The sequence below is a fragment of the Companilactobacillus sp. y65-5 genome, from assembly GCF_057541095.1.
In genome coordinates, this window is sequence record NZ_BAAJOA010000008.1 from 97,648 (window position 1) to 123,984 (window position 26,337).

The window sequence follows — 26,337 nt, forward strand, 5'->3', positions numbered from 1 at the left end:
CTTAATAATGACTGTAATAATTGTTCAGCTCTTCAATCGTCGGTTGCCCTGGTGCTGAAGATTTACCTAAGGTACCAAAGGTAAATTTCGAACCATATTTGAAGCCTTCATAACGGCTGATCGCTCCTAATTCTCCCATACTGATAGAAATCGCTGGTTTAACAAGATCTCTAGTCGATTCTAATAATAATTTGACATCAGATTTTTCCTGTGGCATAACGGCAACTTTGACGATGTCTGCAAGGCTGTGATCAATTTCTGTCATTATTTGCTTTAATTCCACAGGTGTCTCATTGAAATCATGAAAAGAACCAATGACCTCGGTTCCGTTACGATGAGCAAATCCTATCAACTGTCTGAGTTCGGGAAATAATCTGAATTCAATATCGACTATTGAGATTCCAGCGCTGATTGCGTTGGTATAAATCTTCTCATATTCAGATTTATTGAACTGACATCGTCCACCCTCAGTTTTAGTTCTCCAAGTCACGATGATCGGTAACGAAGTAGCTTCATTTATCAGTTGAAAAGTGGATAAAGTCAAGTCTGACAACCGTTCCCAGTAATCGACTCGTAGTTCGATCATATCTGCACAAGAGTGTTCGACCTGCGTTATAACGGCTAATGTGTCCGTCAAATTAGTTTCGACGATGGGAACTACTAATTGTGGACGTTGTTTTTCTAGGATAATTTGCTTCATCATTTGATTCACCTTATCTGATCTCTTAATTCAAATTTCTCGTGCCTAATCTCTTAATAACTCGGTTAACTTTTCAAAAACTCTGCCATTGATGATAAACTCTTAGGAACTAAAACTGGCTTGCCGATTTCTGACAGTGCCACTAAGTTCAATTGTTTACCGTCATTTTTTTTGTCGTTTTTTAAGTGGTCAAAAAATCCAGCCGTACCGATCAAGTCAGAATCAGTTGGTAAACCGACCGCCTTTAGCCTCTCGACTATGGATTGTGTGATGCCTACTTTCGTTATCCCTGCATCTTCAAAGCGCTGACTGATTTGAACCATGCCGATGGCAACTGCTTCACCGTGTTTCAAATCTCCATGTGCCAATAGTTCGATTGCATGTCCGAATGTATGTCCAAAGTTTAAGATTCTCCGCAAATTTTGTTCTTTCTCATCTTTCATAACTACATCGGCTTTGAACGAAATCGAATCGGTGATCAGCTCTAATGCCCGCTCAATGATGTCAGCAGGACTGCTGATTTTACCGGTCAATTTGAAGAATTCCCCACCAGCTAAGGCGCTACACTTTACGACCTCGCCGTATCCTTCAACTAAGTTACGTTGCGATAAGGTAGTTAAAAATCCTGGATCAATAATCACCAAATCTGGTTGATGGAAGGTCCCAATGATATTTTTGACATTGCCTAGATTGACCGCCGTTTTACCACCAACGCTCGAATCGACCATCGCCGTTAAGGAAGTAGCTATTTGAATGAACGGAATACCACGCATATATAGACTTGCGACCAAGCCTGACAAGTCACCGACAACTCCACCACCTAGAGCAACAACTCCGTCTTTTCTAGTAAAACCAGCGGCTGCCATGTCAGTAACGATCTTACTGACCGTCGCCAAGCTCTTGGAAGATTCCCCCACTGGCACGATTTCGACTAAAACGTCAAAGCCAGACTTTTTTAATTGTGATTCCGCATCTTGTAGGTAGTGTTGAGCTACCTCTTGATCGGAGATCAAAACTATTTTTCGAGAACTCCAAACTGATTCGACCAAAGAACCGATTCTTTGATTTAAACCTGATTTGATTTCAATATTGTATGTTTTGGTAGGTAGAGTTACGGTAATCATCTTTTACGCTTCTTTCACTATTTCATGTATTTTGTCAGATAACTTGGCTAGATGTTGAAATTGTTCTGGTGTTAATGCTTGTTTACCATCAACGAAGGCTTTTTCAGGATGATCATGAATCTCCGTCATCAAACCATCAGCGCCAGCAGCTACTGCAGCTAGACCGATCGGTGTAACTAAGTCTGATACTCCAGCGGCATGTGATGAGTCAGCCAATATTGGGTAATGTGTCAATTGTTTAAGAACGGGAATGGCTGAAACATCCATGGTGTTACGAGTGTACTTGTTATCAAAAGTTCTAATTCCACGTTCCATCAGCATAATTTGGGTATTGCCACCTGCAGCGATGTACTCGGAAGCATTCAACAGGTCATCAATGGTCGCTGACATACCACGTTTTAGAATGATTGGTTTGCGTGTCTTACCCAGTACTTTGAGTAATGCGAAGTTTTGCATATTACGTGTCCCAACTTGGAAGATATCCGTGTATTTATCGACTAAGTCAATATCTCTAGTGTCCATGATCTCGGTAACCATATCCATCTCTAACTTATCCGCCGCAGCACGATGTTCTTTCAAACCTTCTTCACCATTACCTTGGAACGTGTATGGATTAGTTCTAGGTTTGAATGAGCCACCTCTTAGCATTGTTCCACCGACTTCTTTGACCGCACGTCCCATCTTTAGAACATGTTCAGGAGATTCGATCGAATCAGGTCCAGCAATCTTAGTGAATGAGCCATCCCCTACCACGCTGTGTTCCGTGCGGATAACTGTATTCTCTGGATGAAATAGTCTTGATGCTTGTAATGCGGCGGGATGGTCTGTGATGACTTCCTCGGCTTCGATTGCAAAAGGTACATCGGCAATATCCTTGGCATGTGCAAATCCTACTCGTTCATTATGTTGGAAGACGTCCTTTAGACCAGCTTCTTCAGCTTGTTTCATAATTTCATTAGCACTCTCAGTATTTTTAGTTACGATAATCATATTAATTTCCTCATTTCAATTTTTTATTTAGTTTTTGACTACTTGACTCATCAATTCAATTGGAGCTGGTCTTCCGAACCAGATTTCAAAACTCAATGCTCCCTGTGCAACTAACATATCCAGACCATTCTTGGTTTGTAATCCTGCGTTTCTAGCTAATTCTAAAAATCGTGTCGACTGATCGCGATAGATGATATCCACCGCCATACCACCAGACATCAGTGCAAAGTCAGACTCTGATAATACGCTGGTCTCATCTTGCATTCCGACATTAGTCGCATTGATGACTAAATCAGTCGTAGGTAAAACTTGCTGAATATCTGCTAAATCCTCAAGTTCTATCCCCATCAGTCGATAAATATCTCTAGCGTGTTGTTCGAAGCGACTGCTACGATGATTAAACACATGTATCGTTATACCATCGGGTTTTGAAGCTAGGATAGACCTTGCCGCCCCACCTGATCCGATCAATGACACCGTTTTTGGTATCGTAGTTATCGTCTTCCAGAATCCCGCACCATCAGTTGAATGTCCGATCCATTTGCCGTTGATATTTTGTACGGTATTGACTGAACCCAACTTAGTTGCTTTGGCATCAACTTCATCTAAGAAATCTATTATTTTATTCTTATAGGGCATGGTCACGTTGAAACCTTGAATATTTAGTTTTTTCAATTCGGCGATTTTTTCAGCTATATCACTAGGTTTGAAACCAAAAGCTTGATATTTAGCGTTAATATTTAGTTCTTTCATAGCGGCGTTATGCATCTGTGGCGATTTGGAATGCGCTACTGGATAACCTATCAAACCGTATAATTCTTGTTCCATAATCTCCACCTCGTTTTATGATGCCATGCGCTTGCGATTGATTCTGACTAATTTCATGACCTCTGCTACTACATCTTCGACTGTAAAATCAAACATATCTTCGACGTCAGCCTCATCACCGGATCGACCAAAGCCGTCCATACCGATGATCTCACCATCTAAGCCCACTAGGTTAGCCCATCCGAGTGAACTTCCCATTCCGATAGCAACTCGGCAACGTTGATTATCTGGTAAGACGCTCTCACGGTATGACGACGCTTGATCCATGAATTCGGCCTGATTAGGGATCGAAACCACTCTGACATGAATATTGTTCATGGCTAATTGATTCTGTGCCTCACGTGCTAGTGGTAATTCCGTCCCATTAGCCATTAAGATGGCTGATAGCTGTCCGTGTTCGAAGGACGAAACGTATCCACCTCTTGATTGAAGTAAAATAGCTGAATTATCATTTTGTAGTTCTTCGATATCTTGGCGACTTAGTATGATCACCGTTGGTTTATTAGTAGATTCAATCGCCGTTTTCCATGCGGCAACGATCTCATTAGGACTACCCGGTCTAATCACGTTTAGATTAGGTATGCTCTGCAATCCTGCCATCTGCTCAACTGGTTGGTGAGTAGGTCCATCTGAACCTACAGCAATTGAATCATGCGTGAGTACAAACGTAACAGGTAGTTTTTGCAAAGCACTGAGTCTGATGGCACCTTTCATGTAATCAGAAAATACTGCAAAAGTTGATCCGAAGACCTTAACTCCGCCGTGCAGTGCCATCCCATTCAAGATCGTTCCCATCCCAAACTCATGAACGCCGAAAGGAATATTGCGACCTAGTGGATTACTAGCGTCGAACATCCCACCGTTATCAATGCTAGTCTTGGTGGAAGATACTAGATCCGCCGAACCACCGATCAGATTCGGGATTTGTTCGGATAATGAATTGAGTACGTCCTTACCAAAGACCCGTCCATTCTTCTTAGCTCCGATTTCAAAATGCGGTAGTTGGCTTTCAGATACCGTCACCGGAGCAAATGACCGTAGTAATTCTGAACGTTGTTTGGAATTGTGTAGTCGTTCTTCCCAAGCCAATCTAGCTTGATGTCCTCGGTCAAAAATTTGTTGCTTGAATGATTCTCTAACCGTGTCCGTAACTTCAAAATCCTGATGGTGCCAGTTCAAATTGTCTTTTAAAACTTCAATTTCGTTCCAAGTTAGTGGTGCTCCATGAACTTTGTTAGTACCTTCATTAGGTGTTCCGCGACCGATGACAGTTCTTACTTCAATAAAACTAGGTTTGTCGGACTTCTTAGCAGCGATGATAGCCTGGTCGATCTCCTCGACATCTTCGCCATCTTCAACTAAAAAGGTTTCAAAACCGTATGAATCAAAACGTTGTCTGACGTTAGTCTTAAAGGAACGATTTGTTGGTCCATCTAACGAGATATCATTTGAATCGTACAAAACGATCAGGCGATTCAAATTATTATTACCGGCGAATTCTGAAACCTCATGAGAAACTCCCTCCATTAGATCCCCATCACCGACGATCACGAATGTATCATGCGACATCAGCTCGCCAAATTGTGCCTCCATGCGCTTTTGGGTCATTGCCATGCCGATACCCATTCCTAAACCTTGTCCTAGTGGTCCCGTAGTAGCGTCTACTCCAGGAACGATGCCAAATTCTGGATGTCCCGGTGTCTTAGAACCTAACTTACGAAATGACTTCAAATCATCAATGGATAAATCAAAACCAGCAAGATGTAAGAAACTGTATAACAGTGCTGAACCGTGTCCCGCCGACAAAACTAAACGATCTCGATCGATCCATTTTGGTGAAGTCGGATCAACTACTAGATGTCTTGTTGCTAGAGTGTAAAGTGTAGTTGCTAGGTCGATGGCAATACCTGGGTGACCTGAACCAGCTTTAGTAATGGATTGAACGGCTAACATTTTCATCGTATTGATATTTTCTCTATCTTGTCTCATAATATTTACCCTCTTTATTTACAGATTATTTAAAATTGTTTGATTTCTTCACGGTAATTTTTTAATTGTGCTTGTAAACGTTCTAAGTTATCTGAATCAAATTTGTCTAACATCGCCTTGGCTAGTTCAATCGCAACCATGTGCTCGGCGATAACTGCTGCTGCAGTAACTGCGGTCGTGTCTGAACGCTCGATACTTGCCTTATGAGGAGCATGTGTGTCAACATCGACTGACATCATCGGTTGATATAGCGTTGGAATCGGCTTGACGACACCTCGTACTACGATCATCTCACCAGTCGTCATACCACCTTCGAAGCCACCTAAGTTATCTGAACTACGATAAAAGCCTTTTTCTTCTGACCAAAGAATCTCGTCCATGACCTGACTACCGAATTTTTCAGAGTTATCAAAACCTCCACCGAAATCTACGCCTTTGAAAGCATTGATGCCAACAATACTAGCGGCAATCTTCGCATCCAGCTTCGTATCTGCTGAAACATAAGAACCTATACCAGCGGGAACTCCCGTCGCCACCACTTGTACCGTACCACCGACTGTATTACCTTCTTTTTTTGCTTGATCGATGATTTCCTGCATGGCTGAATCGGTCTCAGTATCAAATGTTCTAGTAGCAAAACTTTCAGTCACCTGTCTTAATTCATCTAAATTATGAAAATTGGTCAATTGGTCGACCTTAGTCTTCACTGGTCCGATGTTGGCAACGAATCCGTGAACATCGATTCCTAATTCCCTTAGTAACTGCTTAGCAACTGCCCCGACGGCTACTCTCATAACGGTCTCTCTAGCTGATGAACGTTCAAGGACATTTCGTAAATCCTTGTGGCGATACTTCATTCCTCCGACTAGATCAGCGTGTCCCGGTCTAGGTCTAACTACTTTCCTGACCGAATTTTCTTTTGTTGCTGCATCGTCAGCTGACATGATGCTTGCCCAATGATCATGATCATCATTGTGAACATTTAAAGTTATCGGTGAACCTAATGTTAATTGATGTCTGACCCCTGAGAGGATCGAAACTGTATCACTCTCGATTTTTTGTCGATTACCACGTCCATATCCATGTTGTCTACGACTTAGTTCCTGATTAATATCTGTATTTGTAATTTTTAATCCTGAAGGAATTCCTTCAATAATTGCGATTTCTTCTGGTCCGTGGCTTTCACCGGCTGTCATGTATTTCATATTTGAATTCCTCCTGATCTTTGAATAAAAAAATAGCGATAAACCAATCAACTTGGTTTATCGCTATCAAAATAATCTATTGTTCTAAAACAAAAAATGAACGAGAATAAATTACTTGTAGTTGGTTTAACCAAGTGATGAAATTGTTACCTTCACTCGATTAATCCAACAACAAAAATTGTTTTATATCGAGTGTGCCTGATCGACACACTCGTGACGACCAGCTAGATATAAAACAAATAATAATTTCTCAAATTAGTCGTAAATCGTTTCATTTTTGTTTCCTGCCTTTATTAGTTATTTTTTAATGTTTCTCAGTTACTTTTAACATGCACATAATTTAGCATTAATTTTTTCATTGTGCAAGTCTATTTTCAGGATTAGTTTACATTTACACCGCCAAACACGACGCTAAAAACTACTGGGACAACGTTTAGAGTAATATTAATTTTTTTAATTTAATTCAAAAAAAATAGCCTGAGACTTTAGTCTCAAGCATAGATGTGTTCACATTCGTACAAATGATTGCAAAAAGATTCCGGCAATACTGAAGTAGATCAAGACACTAGTCAGATCACTAAGTGTCGAAATAAATGGACCACTGGCAACCGCCGGATCAAAACCAAAGCTAGACATCATCATTGGGATCAAACTACCCGCTAAGTTGGCCACGGTGATGGCTGCGCACATGGCGAGGCCGATAACCATACCGAGTATGAAGTTATGCTTCCAAAATCCAACTAGTAACCAGACTGACGCACCAGTAACGATCCCGGTGATCAGTCCTGTCAGTAATTCTTTAGCGATCAGCTTGAAGAAATCATGTCGATCGATCTCCTCGACTGCCAAACGTCTAACTGCCACAGCCAAACTCTGAGTACCAGCATTACCAGCGGTACCGGTAATGGTTGAGATGAACACTGCCAAGATACTGGCCTCAGCTAGCAAACTCTCATAGTGGTTGATCAAAGTCGCTGTGATCATACTCAATAGTAATAGAGTGATCAACCAAGGTAGACGTTTTGACGCCGCCTTGAATGGATTATCTTGGACTGTCTCATCGACACTAACACCGGCAAGTCCTGAATAGTCTTGTAAGGATTCGTCATCGATAACTTCGATAACATCATCAACCGTAACGATACCGACTAGTTGATTGGAATGGTCAACAACGGGAACGGCAAGAAACTCATAGTCTCTGAAGACTTTAGCAACTTCTGCCTGATCCGCATCAACGTTGACCGTTATAACGTCGCTGTTCATTTTTTCTCCCAAAGTATCATCTGGCTCTAACAGGATCAAGTCACGTAATGACATGACCCCGACTAAATCGTCATGATGATCGAGAACATACAAATAATAAATCGTTTCGGCTGTTTCGGCAAAATCCTTTAAGTCACGGATCGCATCAGCGGCAGTCTTACCTTCATGAAAACGGACGTAATCCGTTGTCATGATACCACCGGCAGTCTCAGTATCGTAATGAAGTAATCCACGCAGATTGTTAGCATCGGAACGAGGCATCTGGCCTAAGAAACGATCAACATCGACTTTATCCAAGTGTTCCAAAACATCGGCAGCATTATCATCATACATGTCATTCAACATTTCTGCCGCAAAATTCAAATCCATTTCTTTTAGAAATTCAGGTATTTCTGGGAGATCATCCTCGATCGTATCGAACATATCACCCATTTCATCTGGTTCTAATAGTGTATACAAGCTCAAACGTTCTGGTTTATCTAAGGTAAGGTAAAAAGTGCTCTGGTCATAAAAATGCATATCTAGATAGGTTTTTCTAAATCGCTTTTTATCACCTTTATCTAAATACGTTTTTAGTTGTGCAAACTTTTCTTGCAGTCTTTTTTCATTTTCATCCATTACTCTCACCCCTTTAACGCACCCCTTAACGATACCATATCTTGGGGAATTGGCGCTTTTAATTTTAGTATTTTTTTCGTCACAGGATGGACTATCTCTAACTCATAACAATGCAATGCTTGCCGCTTCATAATGGTATCTTTTTTGTGACTATACATTTCGTCTCCAATGATCGGATGACCCATAGCACTGAGATGCACACGGATTTGATGCGTTCGTCCGGTCAATAATTTCAGCCGCAGCAGGCTGGCAGAATGATAAGTATCGACTGTTTCATACATTGTCTTCGAATCTTTGCCATTTTTCCAATCAATTGCTCGCAAATAAAAAGCCTTAGGATCGATACCGATAGGAAGGTCGATCAATCCTGAAGCTGGTTTCATCTGTCCATATACAAAGGCTAAGTAGTATTTTTTAAACCCCTCTGAATGCAGAATCTGGTCTAATAATGAATGTGTATATGAATTCTTGGCAAAAACCATTAATCCTGAAGTATCTCGATCCAATCTAGTGACTAGATGGATCGTGCTATTTTCATGTTTCTGTTCCAAATAATACTTGACGATGTTTGCCACCGTCTTGCTAGACCTTGCCCTTGCTGGTAGACTAGCCAACCCCGGTGGTTTATTCACAACTAGTAAATACTCATCTTCATAAACAACGTCGATCGTGCCTTCCATTGATTCGATCAAGTCCGATGGACGTTCATCATTCAAGACTATCAGTAAGATATCCCCGGTTTTCATCTTGAAATTAAAGTGACGTTGCTTGTGGTTAACAAAAATTTGACCGCCTTTGTTCTTCAAATTATGCAGTTGACTTGAGGAGAATCGCTGATGTTCTAAAAATTTGCGGATGATTTTTTTATCGTCATCCTTAATCGTGAATTTTAAATAGCGATTATTGTTGGTCATCTTTTCCTAAGAAGGCCGTTTCTACTCTCGTCCAGAAATGGCGGTGACGGTATTGAGCGAATTGTGCTCGCTGATAATTGAGTTTGACTGAGATTTTTTTAACGTTTTTTAATTTGGTTGAAATTCCATCACAGGTGATGACATAATCATCTGCTCGATGTGGATAGAGATCGACTTGTTGATTGTGGGGAATAATAATTGGCGATGAGATCGTTCTGTAAACACGATTGTTGATCGATGCCATCTCGACCATCTGATAAACACTGATCTTGGGGTGGATCAGCGCGCCACCGATAGCCTTAGAATAAGCCGTAGAACCAGTTGGCGTCGCAAAACACAGTCCATCTCCACGGAAATTCTCAAAGAATTCTCCGTCTAGATTAACTTTTGTTTTCATCGTCAATGCTGACAGGCGCCGAATGACCGTCTCATTGATGGCAGTCTCGTGGAATGATTCACCCTCTGTACGTTCAACTCTAATATCCAATAGTGGATAACTAGTCGACGGAATCTTCTCATTACACTTGATGATGCAGTCCACCAATTCATCGATCTCCTCATCAGTCCAATCAGAATAAAAGCCCAAATGTCCAGTATGTAACGCTAGGAATTTGACCTTGTCCAAATGTGCAGCATAGGCGTGAAAGGTACTCAATAACGTACCATCGCCACCGACACTAATGACCAACAGTGGGTCACGGCGATCTTGTTCCATTCCATTATCGACCAAAGCCTGTCTGAGCTTATTGGCAGCTGCCACTGACTGCTCTTTGTTATTATTATTTACCCAAAATTTCATTGTTATTTATCCTTATGCTCCGTTGTATTATTTACATCTCGCTTACGATCAGTGAAATACTGTTGTGCATCTTGAATCTCTTCACGGATCTTCGACATCTCTTCATCCAGCATGAATGAAGCCTCAGCTGCACGTTTCAAACGTTCGTTGATCTCTTCGGGGAAATCACCTTGGTACTTGTAGTTGAGTGAATGTTCGATCGTTGACCAGAAGTTCATCGCTAAAGTTCTGATTTGAATCTCAGCCAAGATCTTTTTCTGGCCACTAGCCGTCTGAATAGGATACTCTATAACTACATGGTACGAGCGATATCCACTAGACTTACTATTGGCGATATAATCACGTTCCTCGATGACACGCATATCTTCGCGCATATGTAATAGTCTAGCAACATCGTAGATATCTTCAACAAATTGGCATTGAACTCTGATTCCAGCAATATCTTGCATATCCTGTTCAAGCAGATCTTCGGAGATATAACGACGGCGCATCTTCTCTTTGATACTATCGATCGTCTTAACACGACCTGTAACGAATTCAATCGGTGAGTGCTCGTTTTTTTCCAAAAACTCCTTACGAAGATCTCTAAATTTTATTTTTAATTCATCTACTGCTTGCGAATATGGTATCAAAAACTCATTCCATTTGATTTCTGTCATGATAACCCCACTTACTTCCTTATTTAATATATCGTAATTTTGGGCAAGTTGCACTACAATGATAGAATTACGAAAAAAATTAATTCGTGAGTTAAAAATTTTACCTTTTATATTATTGCTGTTAGAATGACTATGCTAGAGAGATGGAGGGAATCAAAATGTGGGAAGTTTTTGTTTATATAAATCCCGTATGTTCGTATTGCCTAAAGGTAGAACAATCAATTATTGACTTCACAAGAAAACATGAAATTGAAACGCAATATCATTTTGTTACAAATTTTAATATGGAAACAATCAATGAATATATTCAATTACAAGGTTATAAGTTATGTGATTTGAAACAACGCGCTAAAGCTACACAAGAAGTAGAAGAAGCTGCTCGTTTGTATCAAGCCGCATCATGTCAAGGCAATAAAAAAGCACGCAATTTTTTAATGAACTTACAAGAACAGATCAACACCTATCAACATCCTTTCGACGATGAAACTATCAAAAAAGCCATTGTCAACAGTGGTTTGGACTATAAATCCATAATGGCTGAAAAAGATAGTTACTGCGTCGAGCTTGGTATCAAACGTGATAAGCAATTATCAAAAGAAATGCAAATCGAAAAAGCTCCTACTATCGTGATTTTTGACAACGAACATCCCGAAAAACCGGGTATCATGATCAACGACTTCGGTAGTAAAACGTCTGAAGAAACTATCAATCACAACTTAACTGCAATGCTGGAATCCACTATGCCGCAAACCAAACCGACATACATCAACAACAGCACAGTCGTAAGTATTGACCAATTCAGAAGGTAATCAGTTGCCTTCTTTTTTTGTACTCAAAAAAGGTTGCTGAAAATACTTAGCTTTTTCACCGCAGCTCATTCTCCACTGATGATTTTGATAGACTGGCTTGATAGCTCCGAATTTTTTTCCTTGTAGATGTTCTTCAACTGTCAGACCGGAATTGTTATAAAAACGCAATTTTAAATCATCAGTCTTTTTATTTTTTAACTTGCGGATTTTTTCCAGTTGATATGGACTGATCTCAGTCTGACTATTTCGAGTCAACTTAGGTTCAAATTCCAACAGATTCTTGATATCTTCGATCAAAAAGTTCTTTTTTTGATATTGAAGTTTATTGAATGGCCCAAATAATTTTATACCGTAAAATAAATTTATTTGTTCCTGCATTGAATCGAGCATAATCAAATAAAATCCCCATGGCTGACGATATGAGATGAATTTCATATGGGTCCGATACAATTGATTCGATAGGTATTCTCCCCCTAGTATCCACAGATTAGGGATTTTTAACGCATGGTAACTTTCCACACGATTGGATAATTTATCAGCGTTTATTTTTGCGCACTGATACTCAAGAATCATCTTATTGGCAACCAAAACATCCGCTCGCTGCTTGATCGGCTTCAAATAGTATTCTGTTGCAATCTCTTGATAGCCGAGTATCTTCAAAGCATCAACGATCAGTTCTTTGCCTTTTTTGTGAATATCACGCTCATTTTCTTCATTGTGAGAGGTATTCTCGTGTCGAAAAAAAGCCTTGTCGTCATTTTGGATCAAAACAACTGGGAGCTCACATTCGACACAGTAATACTTATCTTCAAAATTACTCTCAACTGCATAGATCAGTTGCTTAGCTTGATTAAGTGCCGCATACATATTTTTCACCTCTTAAATTAAATTACGTGAAAAATACATCAAAAAAATCGTAACTGACAAGTGCCGGCTACGATTTTTAATTAAAAGTATTGAACTAAGCGCTTGTTCCCAGCCCCATCAAAGTAGGTCTGAAAGTGCGTGTTGAAAATATAGCTGAGGTTTTGGCTGTCCAAGATATTCGTATCACCGCCATTGACGATCACACCATCCTTATACAACAAAACCCAATCCGACAGCATCGCCAAAGTATCAATGTCATGGTCAACGATGAAGAAAGATTGGTACTGCTTTCGGAACCGAATCAGATTTACCAACTTGGACTTGTACAGTGGGTCTAAGTTATTGAATGGTTCATCTAAAAAAACATAGTCCGTATTCTCAATTAAAACTGCCAAAACTAGCAAGACTTGTTGTTGACCACCAGATAGATTGTTAAAAGATTCATCCAACTTGTCAGCTAACCCGAAGTAATCAACAAATTCCATATAGTCGATATTTTTTTGATTGCTCATGTCCAAAATCGCGCGGACACTGATCAGTCCGTAGACACGCTCCCGCTGATTAAAATACGAGACTAGTTGCGAGCGTTGTTTGACTGACATTTGTAAGAAATCACTATTGCGATATCGCACTTGTCCTTGATAGTCCTGGATCTGACCAGTCATTATCTTCAGCAACGTGCTTTTGCCGCTACCATTAGGGCCGATCAAAGAAGTTACACCGCGCTCAGGCAGTGTCACTGAAAGATTGTTTATCACTATGTCATCATCATATGAATAATTAATATTCTTTGCTTCCATGGCTGCCTCTCAATACAAAATAAAATAAAATCGGTGCACAGATCAGACTACAGATCAGCCCGGCAGGAACTTCTACTGGGAAAAATAAATTTCGCCCGATAAAATCTGATATCAGCATCAAGTTAGCTCCCAATAAGACCGTATCAAAGAAATAATTCTCAGTCTTAGTCCCATTGAGCGACTTGACGATATTGGGGATAACGATCCCAATGAACAAGAATTCCCCGACAATGCCGACGATCGTAGCGATAATGATACTTATGATAACGAGAATATAAATATTTATTTTTTTAATATCAATTCCCAATTCAGTAATCTTACTATCGTTGAACGAGTAATAAGGGATGAATTTGTCGAACAGAACTAAGATCGATAATAAGATGCCGCCTACGATGACCATCAAGTAGGTCACGTCAGGGCTGACTAAATTAAAGCCTGAAAAAATTGCATTATCCGCATGGGTGACGTAGCTCATGACTTGATTCAGACTGATGAAGAAGACGGTCAGACAGACACCGAACAAGACGAATCTAGTCGGTCCGATATCCTTTGACTTCAGCCAGATCAAGATTAATACCAAGATAAATGATCCCACGGCACCGTAGATAATATTGGAACCCAAAAATGCTGGCAAAAATATTGCCAACAGATTTTTGAAGAAACTCGTACTTGAAGTCAGACCGACTAATCCCGGATCGACTAGGTTATTGCGAAAGATCAACTGTAAGAACAGACCAGTAATACTGATCAATCCACCAGTAAAAATCGCCACCATCGTACGACTGATGCGGAGTTGTAAAATCGGATAGTCACTAGTTTTAATGTCTAGAAGATTTACCATACTATTGTCACCTGAGAAGATATTTAAGAAGACAAATAATAATAAGACAATAATATTCAAAAATAAAAATTTATTAAACTTACTTTTCTTACTTATTGACAATTTTATCAATCCCATTCATAGCTTTGATAACGTTCATATTGGCGGTGGATGAATAAGTCGGTTCTCTCAGGTAGTAAACCTTCTTATTCTTAAAAGCGGGCAATGATTGCCACAACTTATTACTAAATTCTTGCTTAAAGGATTTTTCCACCGTTTCCGGCATAGCATGTGCCAAACAAATGACGATCTCTGGCTTAGATTTTTGGATTTCTTCCATATTAACGGAGATGTATTCACCCTTAGAATTCTTAGGTTCGATCACCTGATTGTTGGTGATCTCGACTAATGAGCCAATGTAAGAGTTACTCGTCGCTTGCAAGTAACTGCCACCCGGCATCCCAAATAAAACCAGCACTCTTTGACGAGGACGATTTTTATTCTCTTGCTCAATCGCATGTTGTCGTTTATCCAGCTTATCAATGAATGCCTGTGCATAAGTTTGCTTATGGTACTTCTTCGCCAGCATATTCATCGACTTCTTCAAATCATCGACCGTCTGGACGTTGACGTACTTGACATTGATGTCATTAGCTTTGTAGCTATCACCGTGCATATCCTTGAGTGTCGTCACTGAATAGACCGCATCGGCATTTAGTTTTTTGATTTTTTCCATACTCGGCGCGTTGGGCGTACCCACTCGAGCAACGTCCTGATAGTCCTTGGGTAAGGGATAGGCTGAGCTAGGCATCCCCTTTAGATCCATGTGTAATTCATCTGCCATCCAAGTCAGAGCATCAGTCGTCATCACGACAGAGCCGCTCTGTTTGACTTGGTCCACCGAAAGAGTGTGTAAGAAAAAGATCGAAGACAGGCTGATCAACCAAAGAAAAAAGACGAAGATTATTTTTTTAGAAGAACTTCTTCGCTGCAAAATATCCTCCGCCTGCAATCAGTGCCACTACGGTCGTGATTGCTGTAATTCTTGGGATGTTAATATTGTTATCTTTATTTTTCTTGTCTTTTTTCTCGATAGCTTTGGTCTTACTATCTTTATTGGTTGGAGCCTGTGCTTCAGCCTTTTTTTGTGCCTTATTATTGATTTTTTCAGGCTCACCGATCGTAACGGCCTTCTCGCCGTTATCTGAACCAGCAGCATCTCCGCCAGCATTGGTTTCATCGCCATTGCTAGCTTGTCCAGAGTTGGCAGGAGCTGACTGCTCGCCATTATTAGTTGCTTGGGCTTGGGACGAACTACCTAGACTGGGGACGTCATAAAATTTCAATGTAAATGTATGCGTTGCATGAATCTTGTATGAATCGATATTGATCGTCATCGTACCTGTGATATTTGACAATTGGTCGGACTCAAACGTTACAGCCGAATAATAATTATTACCATCCTCGTAATTTTTGACCCCTGTGGTATTAACATTCATCGACTTAACTTGTACCGGATACTTACCTAATGTTTTCTGCGTCTTGATAGTATAAGTAACTTGATATTTGTTATTGACGATGTTGATCGTTGCAGGTTTGACCATATAAGCATCAGCATAACTAGTATCACTAGTTCCAGATTTTAGTGCGCTAAAGTTGATTGTTGCGGCATCTGCCGTCAGCTGGAGACCGTTGAACAGTGCCACGATAGAGAAGATTAAGCTGGCAAAAACTACATACCATAGCTTTTTCATTATTTTTTACCTGTGAACTTTACCTTACCAGCACCAGCTAATGTGACCGCAAGAATGATGAAACCTGCGTACATGATGTATGTTGGTAAACCTTTAGCGTCTGTCTGTGGTAGTGTACCTGATGTTGTGCCTGTTGAACTAGTAGTTCCGGTGGTTCCAGTGGTTCCAGCAGTTCCAGTTGTAGCCGTGCTGGTAGTACCAGTTCCGGAGCCAGTGTCTGAACCAGAACCTAGGACTTGGTCAGATGTATTATTATTTGCTTCATTGATCGGTAACTTAGCCGTGTTGAAGACCAAGTCAGCTGATTCAGTCGCCGTGATAGCATTGGGGATATCCAGAGACATCGTTACAGGTGTAACGTCGTTCAAGTCAGATAATTCGTCAATATTGAATTGGAAACTCTTAACGTAGTTATTGTCATCAGAAGTTGTCTTAACAGTGCTTTGGTCGATGTCCTTACCACTGACAGATTTAATAGCCACTCCGTTTTCAGTGTATGCCAGAGGATATTGCATTTGAATTTCCACCGAATAGCCCTTGCCATCAGAATTCTTGGTTACATAAGCCGTCTTCGTGAAATATTCTGATGATAATGAAGCCGTGTTAGTGCCAGTCTTGTTGACAACATAAGGAACTTGGTACTCGTCAGCAATATCATCCGAAGCATCGTCTGAAGTTTTGTTGCTGTCAGTTTCATCCTTAACATCTACTGGATCAGCAGCGTTAGCATCTGCTAGAGCCTCTTTTAGTTTAGTTTTTAGTTCGTCCGCTGTTGTTTGTAGCGTATCAAGCTGCTTATCAACTGCGTCTTTAGCAGTTTTTATTTTTTCCAAAGCCGTTTTAGCTTCGGTTAAAGCATCCGTGGATGTTGTTCCATCAGTTGTTAACTTGCTTATCTTATCAGTTAATTCAGTGATTTGAGTTTTTAAGTTTTCTTGTTGGGTTTCCAAGTCTTTTTTGTTATCTTCTAATTTTGATACTTGTTCTGTTAACGACTGTACTTTGTTGTCAGATGCATTCTTATCTAATTTTAATTGTGATAGTTGCTCATTAAGATTGGCAACTTTACCATCAAGATTCTTCTTTTCAGTAGCTGCATCATCCTGGATCGCGGCTAAACGATTCTGTAAGTCAGTTATTCCACTTTTAAGTATGTCAGTTACATCGGCATCTGGATTCTTAGCTTTAATAGCTTTGGCTAAGTCCAATGCATCAAACTTGAATTTTGCTGAAGGATACATTGTTGGAAAATTTAATGCAGCAGGTAAGGTGATAATAAAATCAACCGGTATATCATTTACTAATGAATTCAGTTTATCCACCTTAAAGTTAAAATCATATACAACATTACCACTAGTATCTATATCTTTATGAATTGTAACTGGAATATCAGTCTCACCATTAATCGAAGTTATTTGTAGCAATGGTATCTTAGGATCTGAATCCAACGACTTAGATACTTGTGCCTCCATGCTAACTGTATAGCTACCATCATCGTTCTCTGTGACTTTTGATATTCCTGTTAAATATGGATTTGCTGCCGAAAGTTTAGAATCATCAGCATCATTCCGAACCGAATACCCAATTTCATAACCATCTTCAACCTTAGTAACCGCACCCTCACTAGCACCTTCCGACAACAAATTACTAATAACTGTATTCCCACCCAAAAGTGGTGCACTACCAGACGTACCAATCTCTTTCGCAGTTACATTAGTAGGATTATTAGCGATATATACCGTGGCAGTGCCAACGCTTCCAAGTAGAATGAGTGCCGTACTAAATAGTGTTACTCCCTTATATTTCATGATTTAATCTCCCCTATTAAATTGAAATTTATCAATTTCCCTATTTCGATAAATGTAATTCGTAATTAAAGAATATAACAGCGTTTCCATTACGTCAATCAGGAACACCCCTAATTGAGGAATATTTAAATATTCCTATATTATATATAATAAAAAGAAGCTGCCAAAATGGCAACTCCTTTTTTCAATTTCTACTATTATATATAAAATTTAATAAGATTTTATCAGTTTACTAATTCATGGTCATTCCGCCTGTGACGTTAATCCCCTGCCCCGTCATATAATCTGACAGATGGCTCGATAGGAATAATACGACATTAGCGACATCTTCTGGCTGACCTGTCCTTCCCAACGGAACTTGGCTATTATCTTCTTCCTCGATGGCATCAGGCGTCAGGCCACGAATCTCTGCCCCATCTTTTCGTTCACGATGCTTCATTGAAGTCTCAACGATACCGGGGCACACTGCATTGACATTGATTTGATCATGAGCTACTTCGATCGCCAAGGTCTTAGTTAATCCCAGCACGGCATGCTTGGATGCAACATAGGCGGACATTGCTCGATAGCCATTCTTCCCTGCTTGAGAAGCTATCAGGACAACCTTACCAGGTCGCTTGGCCTTGACCATTTCCTTGACGATATACTTGGTGACCAAATAGGTTCCTCTCGTATTCACCGCAATCGTCTTATCAAAATCGCTCGTCTTACTCTCAATCAAATAATTCATTGTCGAAATACCAGCCACATTCACTAGAACATTCGGCACCAAATTATTGGCGATAAGTTGAGCTGTAAGATTTTTCACACTATCTTCATCACTGACATCAAGATGGAGCTGGTACAGTCGTTCTGATTCTTGAACGATATCGTTATTTTCAAAAGCTAAATCGGCACAAACGACGATAGATTTTTCATTCAAAAAGGTCTTCGCGACTGCGGCTCCAATCCCTTGGTGTCCTCCAGTAACTAATACTATCTGATTCTCCACTTCCGTAAATAAGCTCATCGTAAGACCCCTTTATGTAAGCAATAAGCACTAAAATCTCTTAAATAACATGTCTCTCAAAAGGATCATCACTGATACCTTCATCTAGGATCTTCTTAGACCATTCTTTGGCTGAGAAGAGTGAGTGGTCACGATAATTACCACAGCTATAAATATCAGTCCCCTGAACGTCCTTCCATTCGATCTTGTTAGCAATGTCATCAAGGGCACCCTTCAATGCTTCAGCGACTTCAGTAGTAGAATGTTCACCCCAAGTGATCAAGTGAAATCCTGTACGACAACCGAATGGTGAACAGTCAATAACACCATCTAGACGGTCTCTCAATAGTCCAGCTAGTAAGTGCTCGATCGTGTGTAGTCCAGCAGTTGGGATCGCATTAACGTTGGGTTGAACTAGACGTAGGTCATAGTTAGAAATCTTGTCTCCCTTAGCGCCACTTTCTTCAGCAATCAATCTAACGTAAGGTGCCTTAACCTTTGTATGATCCAATGTAAAACTTTCAACTTTTGCCATGATAAAATATCTCCCTTAGTCTATTTATTTTGTAAATAAGTCAGTGGCTTATTTACTTCGATCTTAGTTCCGTAATACTTCTTAGTGATATACTTTTGAATCCTCTTATTATGATACAACTTAACTAACTTCTTGTACTGCTTATTGTTCTTATTCTTAGCCGCAGTGGCGAGGATATTAATATTATCCTTCGTGCTTTGATCGACACTTTCGTGGTAGATGGAATCTGTCAGAACATGTAGGCCGCCATCTAATGCGACTGTGTTAGAGATCAGAACTACATCAACATCGTTTAGGACACGTGGTCCGGTGGTATCGTCAATTTCTTTGAACTTCAAATTCTTAGGATTGCTCTTAATATCTTTCGTGTTACCCAAGGCATCGAAATCTTTATCAAGAGTTAACAAACCTGCTTTTTGTAGTAGCAACAAGTCTCTGGACGTGTTAGCTGGATTATTGGCAATCGCAATAGTAGTGCCGTCAGGAATATCACTGACTTTTTTGTATTTGTTTGAGTAAATTCCTAATGGTTCTAGGTAAGTTGTTCCTAGCGCTGCAAGTTTACCCTTGGGGTTTTGCTTGTTGTATGCCAAGTAATATGACCATGATTGGAATGCATTGACATCGACTTGACCTTCTGTCGTTGCCTTGTTCAATTGCGTTCCGTCTGTTATTTCTTTTACTTTGATCTTCAGTCCCGCTTTCTTAGCTTGTGGACTCTTGGCGATATGTTGCCAAATTTCAAGGTCTGAACCTTGCGAACCTACTGTGATCGTCTTGTCAGACGAATCTGCTGATTGATTGCCACATGCAGCTAACAAGAATACTGATAACGCTAATACTACTGTTCCAAAGATTTTATGCCACTTTTTCATTGTAATGTCCCCCTCAAATTTAAATCAACTAACTTGAGTACCACATGGGTGGTTTATAAATTAGTATCTGTCTCATATATCCGCCTCCTCAAAATCCTATGCAAAAAAAATCGTCCCTACACCACAGACTTACTCTGCAATGTAGGGACGACTACCGTGATACCACCCTAATTCGTATTTTGATCACCCAAAATACCTCAACGACACTAACATGTCCGGGATGATATCGCATCCTTGCGTACCCACGGCTTCCACCTTGGGTAAGACTCCAAGCTCATCTTCAGTTAAGATTTCGTTCCGCCTTTTCACCATCTAGCGGTCACTATACAAACTACTAATTAACCTACTCTTCTCTTCAACGTCTAATAAGATTAAATAATCTTTAATTATTTGATTGGTGATTAATTTACACTTTTAAATTTATATTGTCAAATATATTTTTTAATAAAATAAAAAAAGACACCGTTATAACGACGATGTCTAATTTTTAAAGTAATGTCTAGTCAACTCTAAAGCAGTGTTGCTCATAACTTCCTTACCGTACTCAGAGAGCACGGCAGCAGTTACCTTAGTCTTAAAACTGTATTCACTCAACATAGCCATAACGTCGTTATAAGTCATGTCGTGCATTTCATCAGTAAACAGGATCAATTGCAAGTAATACTTACCTTGGTACTGCCATAAATTAGAAATACCACTTTCCAAATGTAACAAATCAGCAAGTTGAACGTAATCCTCGAAATCATTGAATTCAACAATGGTTGCCTTAGTAGGCGTGTCAGGGTCATTCAAGTATGGTGCAGTATCCTCATCGTACTCAGAATTACCTAACTTAGCGTTGTCATATTCAAACTGATTACCTTCGTTATCTTCATCATCATTTGAATCTTGTAACGTATTCAATGGCAATGAACCAGCGCCATCAACATCGTCACTCTTGCTAATAAGTAACTCCAAACCTTGTTTATTTGGCATAATCTGAAAAGTTACTGGTTCGTTGTTAGAGAAAACATGATCCTTGTCAACTTCATCCAAAATACTGTAGAAAAATGATTCGATCTGTTTCTTATTTCCCAAGAGATCAAGAACTGTTACTCCACGATCTTGCAAATCCTGCGTACTAAGAATGACTCTGATTGTGTTCTCATTAAGTCGATCCATTTCCATCATAGTCACCTCAATTCTGTATCTACATTTTAACAGTCTCAGAAACTTTGTAAAGTAAAGTCCTCCTAAATATCGACTGCGATTCCAATTATTTAAATAATAGAATAATACAAAAAAAGATCGATACAAAACAATACGTCTTGTATCAATCTTTTATTTTTCAATTTTATAAGCCAGCCATAAGTTGGGCTTTTTGTAACTCCATAGTTCTAACACTTCTTGGCAAGAATCTTCTGATCTCGTCTTCGTTGAAACCTACTTGAAGACGCTTGTCGTCCATGATAATAGGACGTTTCAATAGACCAGGGTTTTCTTGAACTAATGTTAACAATTGATCAATTGTTAAATCGTCAAGATCGACCTTTAAATTTTGGAAGGCTTTGGAACGAGTAGAAATAATTTCTTCAGTTCCGTTTTCTGTCATTTGTAATACTTGTTGAATTTCTTGTTTGTTTAAAGGTTCTGAATAAATATTTCTTTCTTTGTAAGGAATGTCATGTTCTTCGAGCCAAGCCTTTGCTTTACGGCATGAAGTGCAACTTGGAGATGTATAAATAGTTACCATTATAATCTCTCCTTTTCTTGTATATTATTCAATACTATTTGAACACATAAATATTTTACCTTATTACTAAAATAAAATCTATACTTTTCAGTATAAAAAATACGAATATTTGTTCTGTAAAACTTTTATTGTGAAAAATAGTGCCTTTAAAATCACCGTTTATATAAACAGTTCACAATTGATATAAATATTTAATTATATATCACATTAGTCTTAGGTTATCAACTATCATTAAAAACTAATAGTAGCAGTATATTTACTAAACATTGATCTCTAATTCAGCGAACGCACTCATCACTGGAATATCACCAGCGTATTTTTGTGATTGTTCTAACATAGTCTGTGAGTCAACGGTCTGAGGTAAATGACTGATCATCAATCTCTTAACTCCTGCATCCTTGGCTAAGGTACCTGATTCCTTGGTGTTCATATGCCACTTCCTACCTGTAACATCTTCTGGGAAGTTGGTATCTGTGATCAACAAGTCGGCATCCTTAGCAAAGTCTACCAAGCCATCGAAGTAAGTTGTGTCAGCCGTGTAAACGATCGTCTTGTCACCTTTGGTGATCCTCATTGCATAAGCTGGTACCGGGTGAATCGTGCGCATGAACTCGAACTTGAATGGCCCGATTTCAGTTGGCTCGTAATCGTTATAGGCTATACCTTTACTTGCCCCTTCGCAAGTCAATTGTGCAAAGTTGACAAAATCTTGGGTATGACCGTAAATTGGAAGTGGTTCGGATTTCTTGGCCGCGAGCCAATTATACTGCAAAACTCCTAGATCAGCGGTATGATCATGGTGATAGTGAGATAAAATGACTGCGTCCAGATCGGTTGGAGCTACGAAGTTCGAGAGTTCGTTCAAAACTCCACTACCACAATCGATCAACAGATTGAAGTCACCATCTCTCAATAAATAACCAGAAGTACCAATACCCTTATATGGGTATCCTCCATAATAACCTAATACTGTAACTAACATAGAAAACCTCCAAAAATTTTTTTAATGAAAGGATTTCAAATTATGAACATAACATTAAAGTTAGGCACATATTCATTTTTAAAGAGTCAGCAAGAACCTGCTGATACTTTATTAAAACCCTTATTTGACGACAAATCCGACCATCTTTTGATAAAAAAATTAGCCAGATTTGGTCAATACCGCAAGCTGACAGGCTTTGATGATTCTGACGACGAGTTGTATTTATTGACATATTTGAAATTTAATGCTGACCAATCTTCATTATTTCAAAGTAAGTTCGTTTATACTGACAAAATCAACTATAACTCGGCTATTTATCAACTCAGAGACAACTTACAAGAATATCTGATAATCAGTACCTTTGATAATCAAACACACATTGAAGACGGCCAAAAATACATTCAAAAAGAAATCAACAAAGGCATCCAATTGGATTCCAAAGTTCCATTTGGCTTCTTCACCAAAGAGTATAAAGTCATCAGTTAAGCTTTCGTCGAACACTGCGCCATGATATCAGATAGGTGACGACACCGATCATCCCATACAGGATGACATACCCCAAGACGACCCAACGGAACTCGCGAATGATCGATAAATCGCCACCATCAGGCAGGGCTATCGACACATAAGCTTGAACTACTGCCAGTATTAATGGGATCACAAAAGTCATAGCATTCTCAAATAAAACGATACCGCGAACTTCTTTAGTGCTGATACCGATCTTTTTGAGCGTCTTCAATTGCCTCCACTCATGATCATCACGCAATAGTATCCTCAATGTCAAGACACTGCCCAGAGCAACTAATAGTGCGATACTAAAAATAGCAATCATAAATATAAAGAACCCGACCGTCTGATGTAGATGTCGCTTGGCATTCTCCTGTCGGACGAATCCGGTTTGGATATAATCATTATCGGTGATTGAGTTGTATCCATACTTTGTAGTAGTAAATGTAGAATCATTAACATCCGACTTGGCGTCTACGTGGATCACGTAGGCGTTTTTTCGCATGTTAAGGTTATCTACCTGTGATTTGGTTAATTTATCCCCATGCTTAAAATACCAGCCGTAGAGAGTATCGGTCGTGATGGCATTCAACTTCTTGTAATACTTATCAGGAACGATCATCAACGAACCAGCGAACATCCCCCCACCATAAGGGAATGACGATCCATTCAATCGCGTGCGGATCTTAGCTGCATTTTTGACATTCCAATCGACTCTTTTCTTAGAGAAGCCGTAAGTTTCGTTCAAACCAAAGGCAATCCGCAAGTATTGCTTAGAGTTGATGCGAGGATTCTGATCACGAATCTTTTTTGGCAATTTCATATATTCAGAATAAGACATGAATGATGCCGGACGCTGAAGTAATTGACTCCTAGTTGAATCCAATGTGGATACCATCGTAATCTTAATATTCGAATGGTATTCTTTTTTTATTTCGGTTTTACTATCATATATCGTATTACGGACGTTATCGACCGTGCTCTTATTGGCTGTCACAGCGAATGGATACTCGGTATGATAATTCTGATAAATAACTTGATATCCAAAATAACAAATACTCAATAAAATCAACGCTAAGGTCGACAACTCGGTCACGAACCACAAAACCGAAGTATTCTGCTTCATCCGTTCTTTTAGATACTTGAAAGTAAACATATTCAGACCGGAATAAGACAGCCGTTTGAACTTCTGCATGATAGTCAGTAACACTGGCAGAAATCCAAAATATACTAAATAAGTACCGAAAAAAAATGCACCGATGATATATACCGATTGCATGACGATCTTGGAGGTTTGTGCGGGATTACCGACGTTTTCAAAATCACCAATAAAACTAATCGAAACTATCACTGCACTGATAAATAGAAAGATTCCTAATGTTCCCGCTGGCACCCGCAACCATAAATTGGCTTCTCGTTTTTTATTTTTCTTATTTCGAATGATTCGATAAGTTCTAAAAGCATTGATCGCACTGAAAATCACGATTGAGTAGCAAGCTATTCTTAACAAATTGATTAAGCTCTGAGGGTTGAAATAGGCCATGAAGCCAGTTCTAACGTGCATCAAGTATAGGAGCAACATTCCGAAGAATTTTTGAAAAACGACCGCTTCGATTATACCCAAAACCCAAGCAATCATTTGAATGATCAAAGTTTGAAAAAATCCGATAACAATGATTGTAAACTTAGACATACCGAGCTTTTGAAACGTCAAAAACTCGTGCCGCTGTTGCTTGATAAAGAATCCACCAACATATGCCATGTAAATAAAAGCTGACAACGCAAAGACTACACTCAACGCGAGTACGATCGGCATCAAAGATTCTCTCCACATACTGACGTTATTCTTCATGATGCGATTATTGGTCAGTGAAATCAGAATACTGAAGATACCAATCGCAAAACTACACGCCAAAATATAAATCAAATAACTGTCGCGCATGTTCGTGAGGCTCTTTCTAATTATCTTGAGATACATTGAAATAACTTCCACCCCCAATCGTACGTTGCATATTGATGATTTGTTCGAAGAAATCTTCGCGCTTACCGGAATTGACTATTTCTGAAAAAATAGATCCATCTTTGATAAAAATCACTCGACTACAATAACTAGCCGTGAAAGCGTCATGGGTCGCCATCAAAATCGTAGCGTCCTCGCGCTGATTGATAACTTGCATGTAATTCAACAAGATCGTCGCTGACTTGGAATCCAAACTACCAGTCGGTTCATCCGCAAAGAGAATCTCTGGGTTATTGATCAACGCCCTAGCCGCTGAAACAATCTGCCGCTGTCCTAATGACAAGTCTTCTACGTTACGATTACTTAGTTTTTCGATATTCAATAAGTAATTCAAATGCTTCACACGTGATTCGATAAATTTTTTGTTAGCGTGATTGAGAGCCAGTGGCAAAATAATATTTTCTTTAACATTCAACGAATCCAATAACTCAAAACTTTGGTAAATAAAGCCCATCTTGCTACGACGATACTTCGATAATTCTTGATCGTGAAGTTGCGTCATATCAACTCCATCAATAATTATCTGTCCGTGATCAGGGCGTTCGTTAGTTGAGATCATATTTAATAAAGTCGACTTGCCCGCACCACTGGGACCCATTATCCCCAGAAATTCCCCTTTATCGACTTCGAGGCTGATATCCTTGATAGCATGGACCGCATTCAGACGTTTTCCGTAATCCTTAGCAATGTTATTTACGATAATTTGCACGTTTATTTCTCCAATAATTAAGATAAAATTGTTATTATAGTA

26 protein-coding genes are annotated in these 26,337 nt (G+C 39.5%); 2 read left to right on the forward strand and 24 right to left on the reverse strand.

Annotated features, from left to right (window positions below; genetic code table 11):
• Position 1: 1 nt before the first annotated feature.
• The 10 genes from aroD to yjbM form a co-directional block, all read right to left on the reverse strand.
• Positions 2-703, reverse strand: a complete 702-nt coding sequence (aroD, locus tag AC27FM_RS11550; RefSeq protein WP_487088471.1) for a type I 3-dehydroquinate dehydratase — start codon at positions 701-703, stop codon at positions 2-4.
• Between the two features lie 62 nt (positions 704-765).
• Positions 766-1,824, reverse strand: coding sequence for a 3-dehydroquinate synthase (gene aroB / locus AC27FM_RS11555; protein WP_487088473.1), 1,059 nt, complete (start codon positions 1,822-1,824; stop codon positions 766-768).
• 3 nt (positions 1,825-1,827) lie between these two features.
• Positions 1,828-2,814, reverse strand: a complete 987-nt coding sequence (gene aroF, locus AC27FM_RS11560; protein ID WP_487088475.1) for a 3-deoxy-7-phosphoheptulonate synthase — start codon at positions 2,812-2,814, stop codon at positions 1,828-1,830.
• Positions 2,815-2,841: 27 nt separating this feature from the next.
• A complete protein-coding gene (aroE, locus tag AC27FM_RS11565; RefSeq protein ID WP_487088477.1) occupies positions 2,842-3,642 on the reverse strand; it encodes a shikimate dehydrogenase in 801 nt (266 codons plus the stop codon).
• 15 nt (positions 3,643-3,657) lie between these two features.
• The gene (tkt, locus tag AC27FM_RS11570; RefSeq protein WP_487088478.1) at positions 3,658-5,631 is read right to left on the reverse strand and encodes a transketolase; all 1,974 of its coding nucleotides are present in this window, start codon (positions 5,629-5,631) and stop codon (positions 3,658-3,660) included.
• 29 nt (positions 5,632-5,660) lie between these two features.
• Complete coding sequence (gene aroC / locus AC27FM_RS11575) at positions 5,661-6,836, reverse strand: chorismate synthase (protein WP_487088480.1); 1,176 nt, start codon at positions 6,834-6,836, stop codon at positions 5,661-5,663.
• 507 nt (positions 6,837-7,343) lie between these two features.
• Positions 7,344-8,717: a magnesium transporter gene (gene mgtE, locus AC27FM_RS11580; protein ID WP_487088481.1), complete on the reverse strand. Its 1,374-nt coding sequence runs from the start codon at positions 8,715-8,717 to the stop codon at positions 7,344-7,346.
• A 5-nt stretch (positions 8,718-8,722) separates the two neighbouring features.
• Positions 8,723-9,631, reverse strand: a complete 909-nt coding sequence (locus AC27FM_RS11585) for an RluA family pseudouridine synthase (RefSeq protein WP_487088483.1) — start codon at positions 9,629-9,631, stop codon at positions 8,723-8,725.
• Positions 9,618-10,430, reverse strand: coding sequence for an NAD kinase (locus tag AC27FM_RS11590; protein WP_487088485.1), 813 nt, complete (start codon positions 10,428-10,430; stop codon positions 9,618-9,620). Before AC27FM_RS11590 ends, AC27FM_RS11585 begins: the two co-directional genes overlap by 14 nt.
• 2 nt (positions 10,431-10,432) lie before the next feature.
• Positions 10,433-11,089 carry a GTP diphosphokinase gene (gene yjbM / locus AC27FM_RS11595; RefSeq protein WP_487088486.1) on the reverse strand — a complete coding sequence of 219 codons (657 nt, stop codon included), beginning with the start codon at positions 11,087-11,089 and terminating at the stop codon, positions 10,433-10,435.
• Between the two features lie 158 nt (positions 11,090-11,247).
• On the opposite strand from yjbM, the gene AC27FM_RS11600 reads away from it, so the two are divergent.
• Positions 11,248-11,898, forward strand: coding sequence for a DsbA family protein (locus tag AC27FM_RS11600; protein ID WP_487088488.1), 651 nt, complete (start codon positions 11,248-11,250; stop codon positions 11,896-11,898).
• On the opposite strand, the gene AC27FM_RS11605 is transcribed toward AC27FM_RS11600, so the two are convergent.
• The 12 genes from AC27FM_RS11605 to AC27FM_RS11660 all read right to left on the reverse strand — a co-directional run bounded on the left by AC27FM_RS11605 (position 11,899) and on the right by AC27FM_RS11660 (position 23,059).
• Positions 11,899-12,765, reverse strand: coding sequence for a competence protein CoiA family protein (locus tag AC27FM_RS11605; RefSeq protein ID WP_487088489.1), 867 nt, complete (start codon positions 12,763-12,765; stop codon positions 11,899-11,901).
• 80 nt (positions 12,766-12,845) lie between these two features.
• The gene (locus AC27FM_RS11610) at positions 12,846-13,565 is read right to left on the reverse strand and encodes an ATP-binding cassette domain-containing protein (protein WP_487088491.1); all 720 of its coding nucleotides are present in this window, start codon (positions 13,563-13,565) and stop codon (positions 12,846-12,848) included.
• Positions 13,546-14,523 carry an iron chelate uptake ABC transporter family permease subunit gene (locus AC27FM_RS11615; RefSeq protein ID WP_487088492.1) on the reverse strand — a complete coding sequence of 326 codons (978 nt, stop codon included), beginning with the start codon at positions 14,521-14,523 and terminating at the stop codon, positions 13,546-13,548. The genes AC27FM_RS11610 and AC27FM_RS11615 overlap by 20 nt, the downstream gene beginning before the upstream one ends.
• Positions 14,495-15,379, reverse strand: a complete 885-nt coding sequence (locus tag AC27FM_RS11620; RefSeq protein WP_487088493.1) for an ABC transporter substrate-binding protein — start codon at positions 15,377-15,379, stop codon at positions 14,495-14,497. Before AC27FM_RS11620 ends, AC27FM_RS11615 begins: the two co-directional genes overlap by 29 nt.
• On the reverse strand, positions 15,357-16,139 hold the full coding sequence (locus AC27FM_RS11625) for an NEAT domain-containing protein (RefSeq protein ID WP_487088494.1): 783 nt from the start codon (positions 16,137-16,139) through the stop codon (positions 15,357-15,359). Before AC27FM_RS11625 ends, AC27FM_RS11620 begins: the two co-directional genes overlap by 23 nt.
• Positions 16,139-17,947: a hypothetical protein gene (locus tag AC27FM_RS11630; RefSeq protein ID WP_487088496.1), complete on the reverse strand. Its 1,809-nt coding sequence runs from the start codon at positions 17,945-17,947 to the stop codon at positions 16,139-16,141. Before AC27FM_RS11630 ends, AC27FM_RS11625 begins: the two co-directional genes overlap by 1 nt.
• A gap of 232 nt (positions 17,948-18,179) precedes the next feature.
• A complete protein-coding gene (locus tag AC27FM_RS11635) occupies positions 18,180-18,956 on the reverse strand; it encodes an SDR family oxidoreductase (protein WP_487088498.1) in 777 nt (258 codons plus the stop codon).
• Positions 18,957-18,996: 40 nt separating this feature from the next.
• Positions 18,997-19,470, reverse strand: coding sequence for an S-ribosylhomocysteine lyase (locus AC27FM_RS11640; protein ID WP_487088500.1), 474 nt, complete (start codon positions 19,468-19,470; stop codon positions 18,997-18,999).
• Between the two features lie 20 nt (positions 19,471-19,490).
• Complete coding sequence (locus tag AC27FM_RS11645) at positions 19,491-20,345, reverse strand: MetQ/NlpA family ABC transporter substrate-binding protein (protein WP_487088502.1); 855 nt, start codon at positions 20,343-20,345, stop codon at positions 19,491-19,493.
• 480 nt (positions 20,346-20,825) lie between these two features.
• Positions 20,826-21,515: an adaptor protein MecA gene (locus AC27FM_RS11650; protein WP_487088504.1), complete on the reverse strand. Its 690-nt coding sequence runs from the start codon at positions 21,513-21,515 to the stop codon at positions 20,826-20,828.
• 163 nt (positions 21,516-21,678) lie between these two features.
• Positions 21,679-22,077, reverse strand: a complete 399-nt coding sequence (gene spxA, locus AC27FM_RS11655; RefSeq protein ID WP_076615117.1) for a transcriptional regulator SpxA — start codon at positions 22,075-22,077, stop codon at positions 21,679-21,681.
• A 259-nt stretch (positions 22,078-22,336) separates the two neighbouring features.
• Positions 22,337-23,059: an MBL fold metallo-hydrolase gene (locus AC27FM_RS11660; protein WP_487088506.1), complete on the reverse strand. Its 723-nt coding sequence runs from the start codon at positions 23,057-23,059 to the stop codon at positions 22,337-22,339.
• A 42-nt stretch (positions 23,060-23,101) separates the two neighbouring features.
• On the opposite strand from AC27FM_RS11660, the gene AC27FM_RS11665 reads away from it, so the two are divergent.
• Positions 23,102-23,545 carry a hypothetical protein gene (locus AC27FM_RS11665; RefSeq protein WP_487088508.1) on the forward strand — a complete coding sequence of 148 codons (444 nt, stop codon included), beginning with the start codon at positions 23,102-23,104 and terminating at the stop codon, positions 23,543-23,545.
• Here AC27FM_RS11665 and AC27FM_RS11670 read toward each other — a convergent pair.
• Together AC27FM_RS11670 and AC27FM_RS11675 are read right to left on the reverse strand one after the other, a co-directional pair.
• Positions 23,538-25,544, reverse strand: a complete 2,007-nt coding sequence (locus AC27FM_RS11670; RefSeq protein WP_487088510.1) for a hypothetical protein — start codon at positions 25,542-25,544, stop codon at positions 23,538-23,540. The genes AC27FM_RS11665 and AC27FM_RS11670 overlap by 8 nt on opposite strands.
• Positions 25,525-26,301 (reverse strand): ABC transporter ATP-binding protein, encoded by a 777-nt coding sequence (locus AC27FM_RS11675; protein ID WP_487088562.1) that lies wholly within the window; start codon positions 26,299-26,301, stop codon positions 25,525-25,527. Before AC27FM_RS11675 ends, AC27FM_RS11670 begins: the two co-directional genes overlap by 20 nt.
• Positions 26,302-26,337 lie beyond the last annotated feature (36 nt).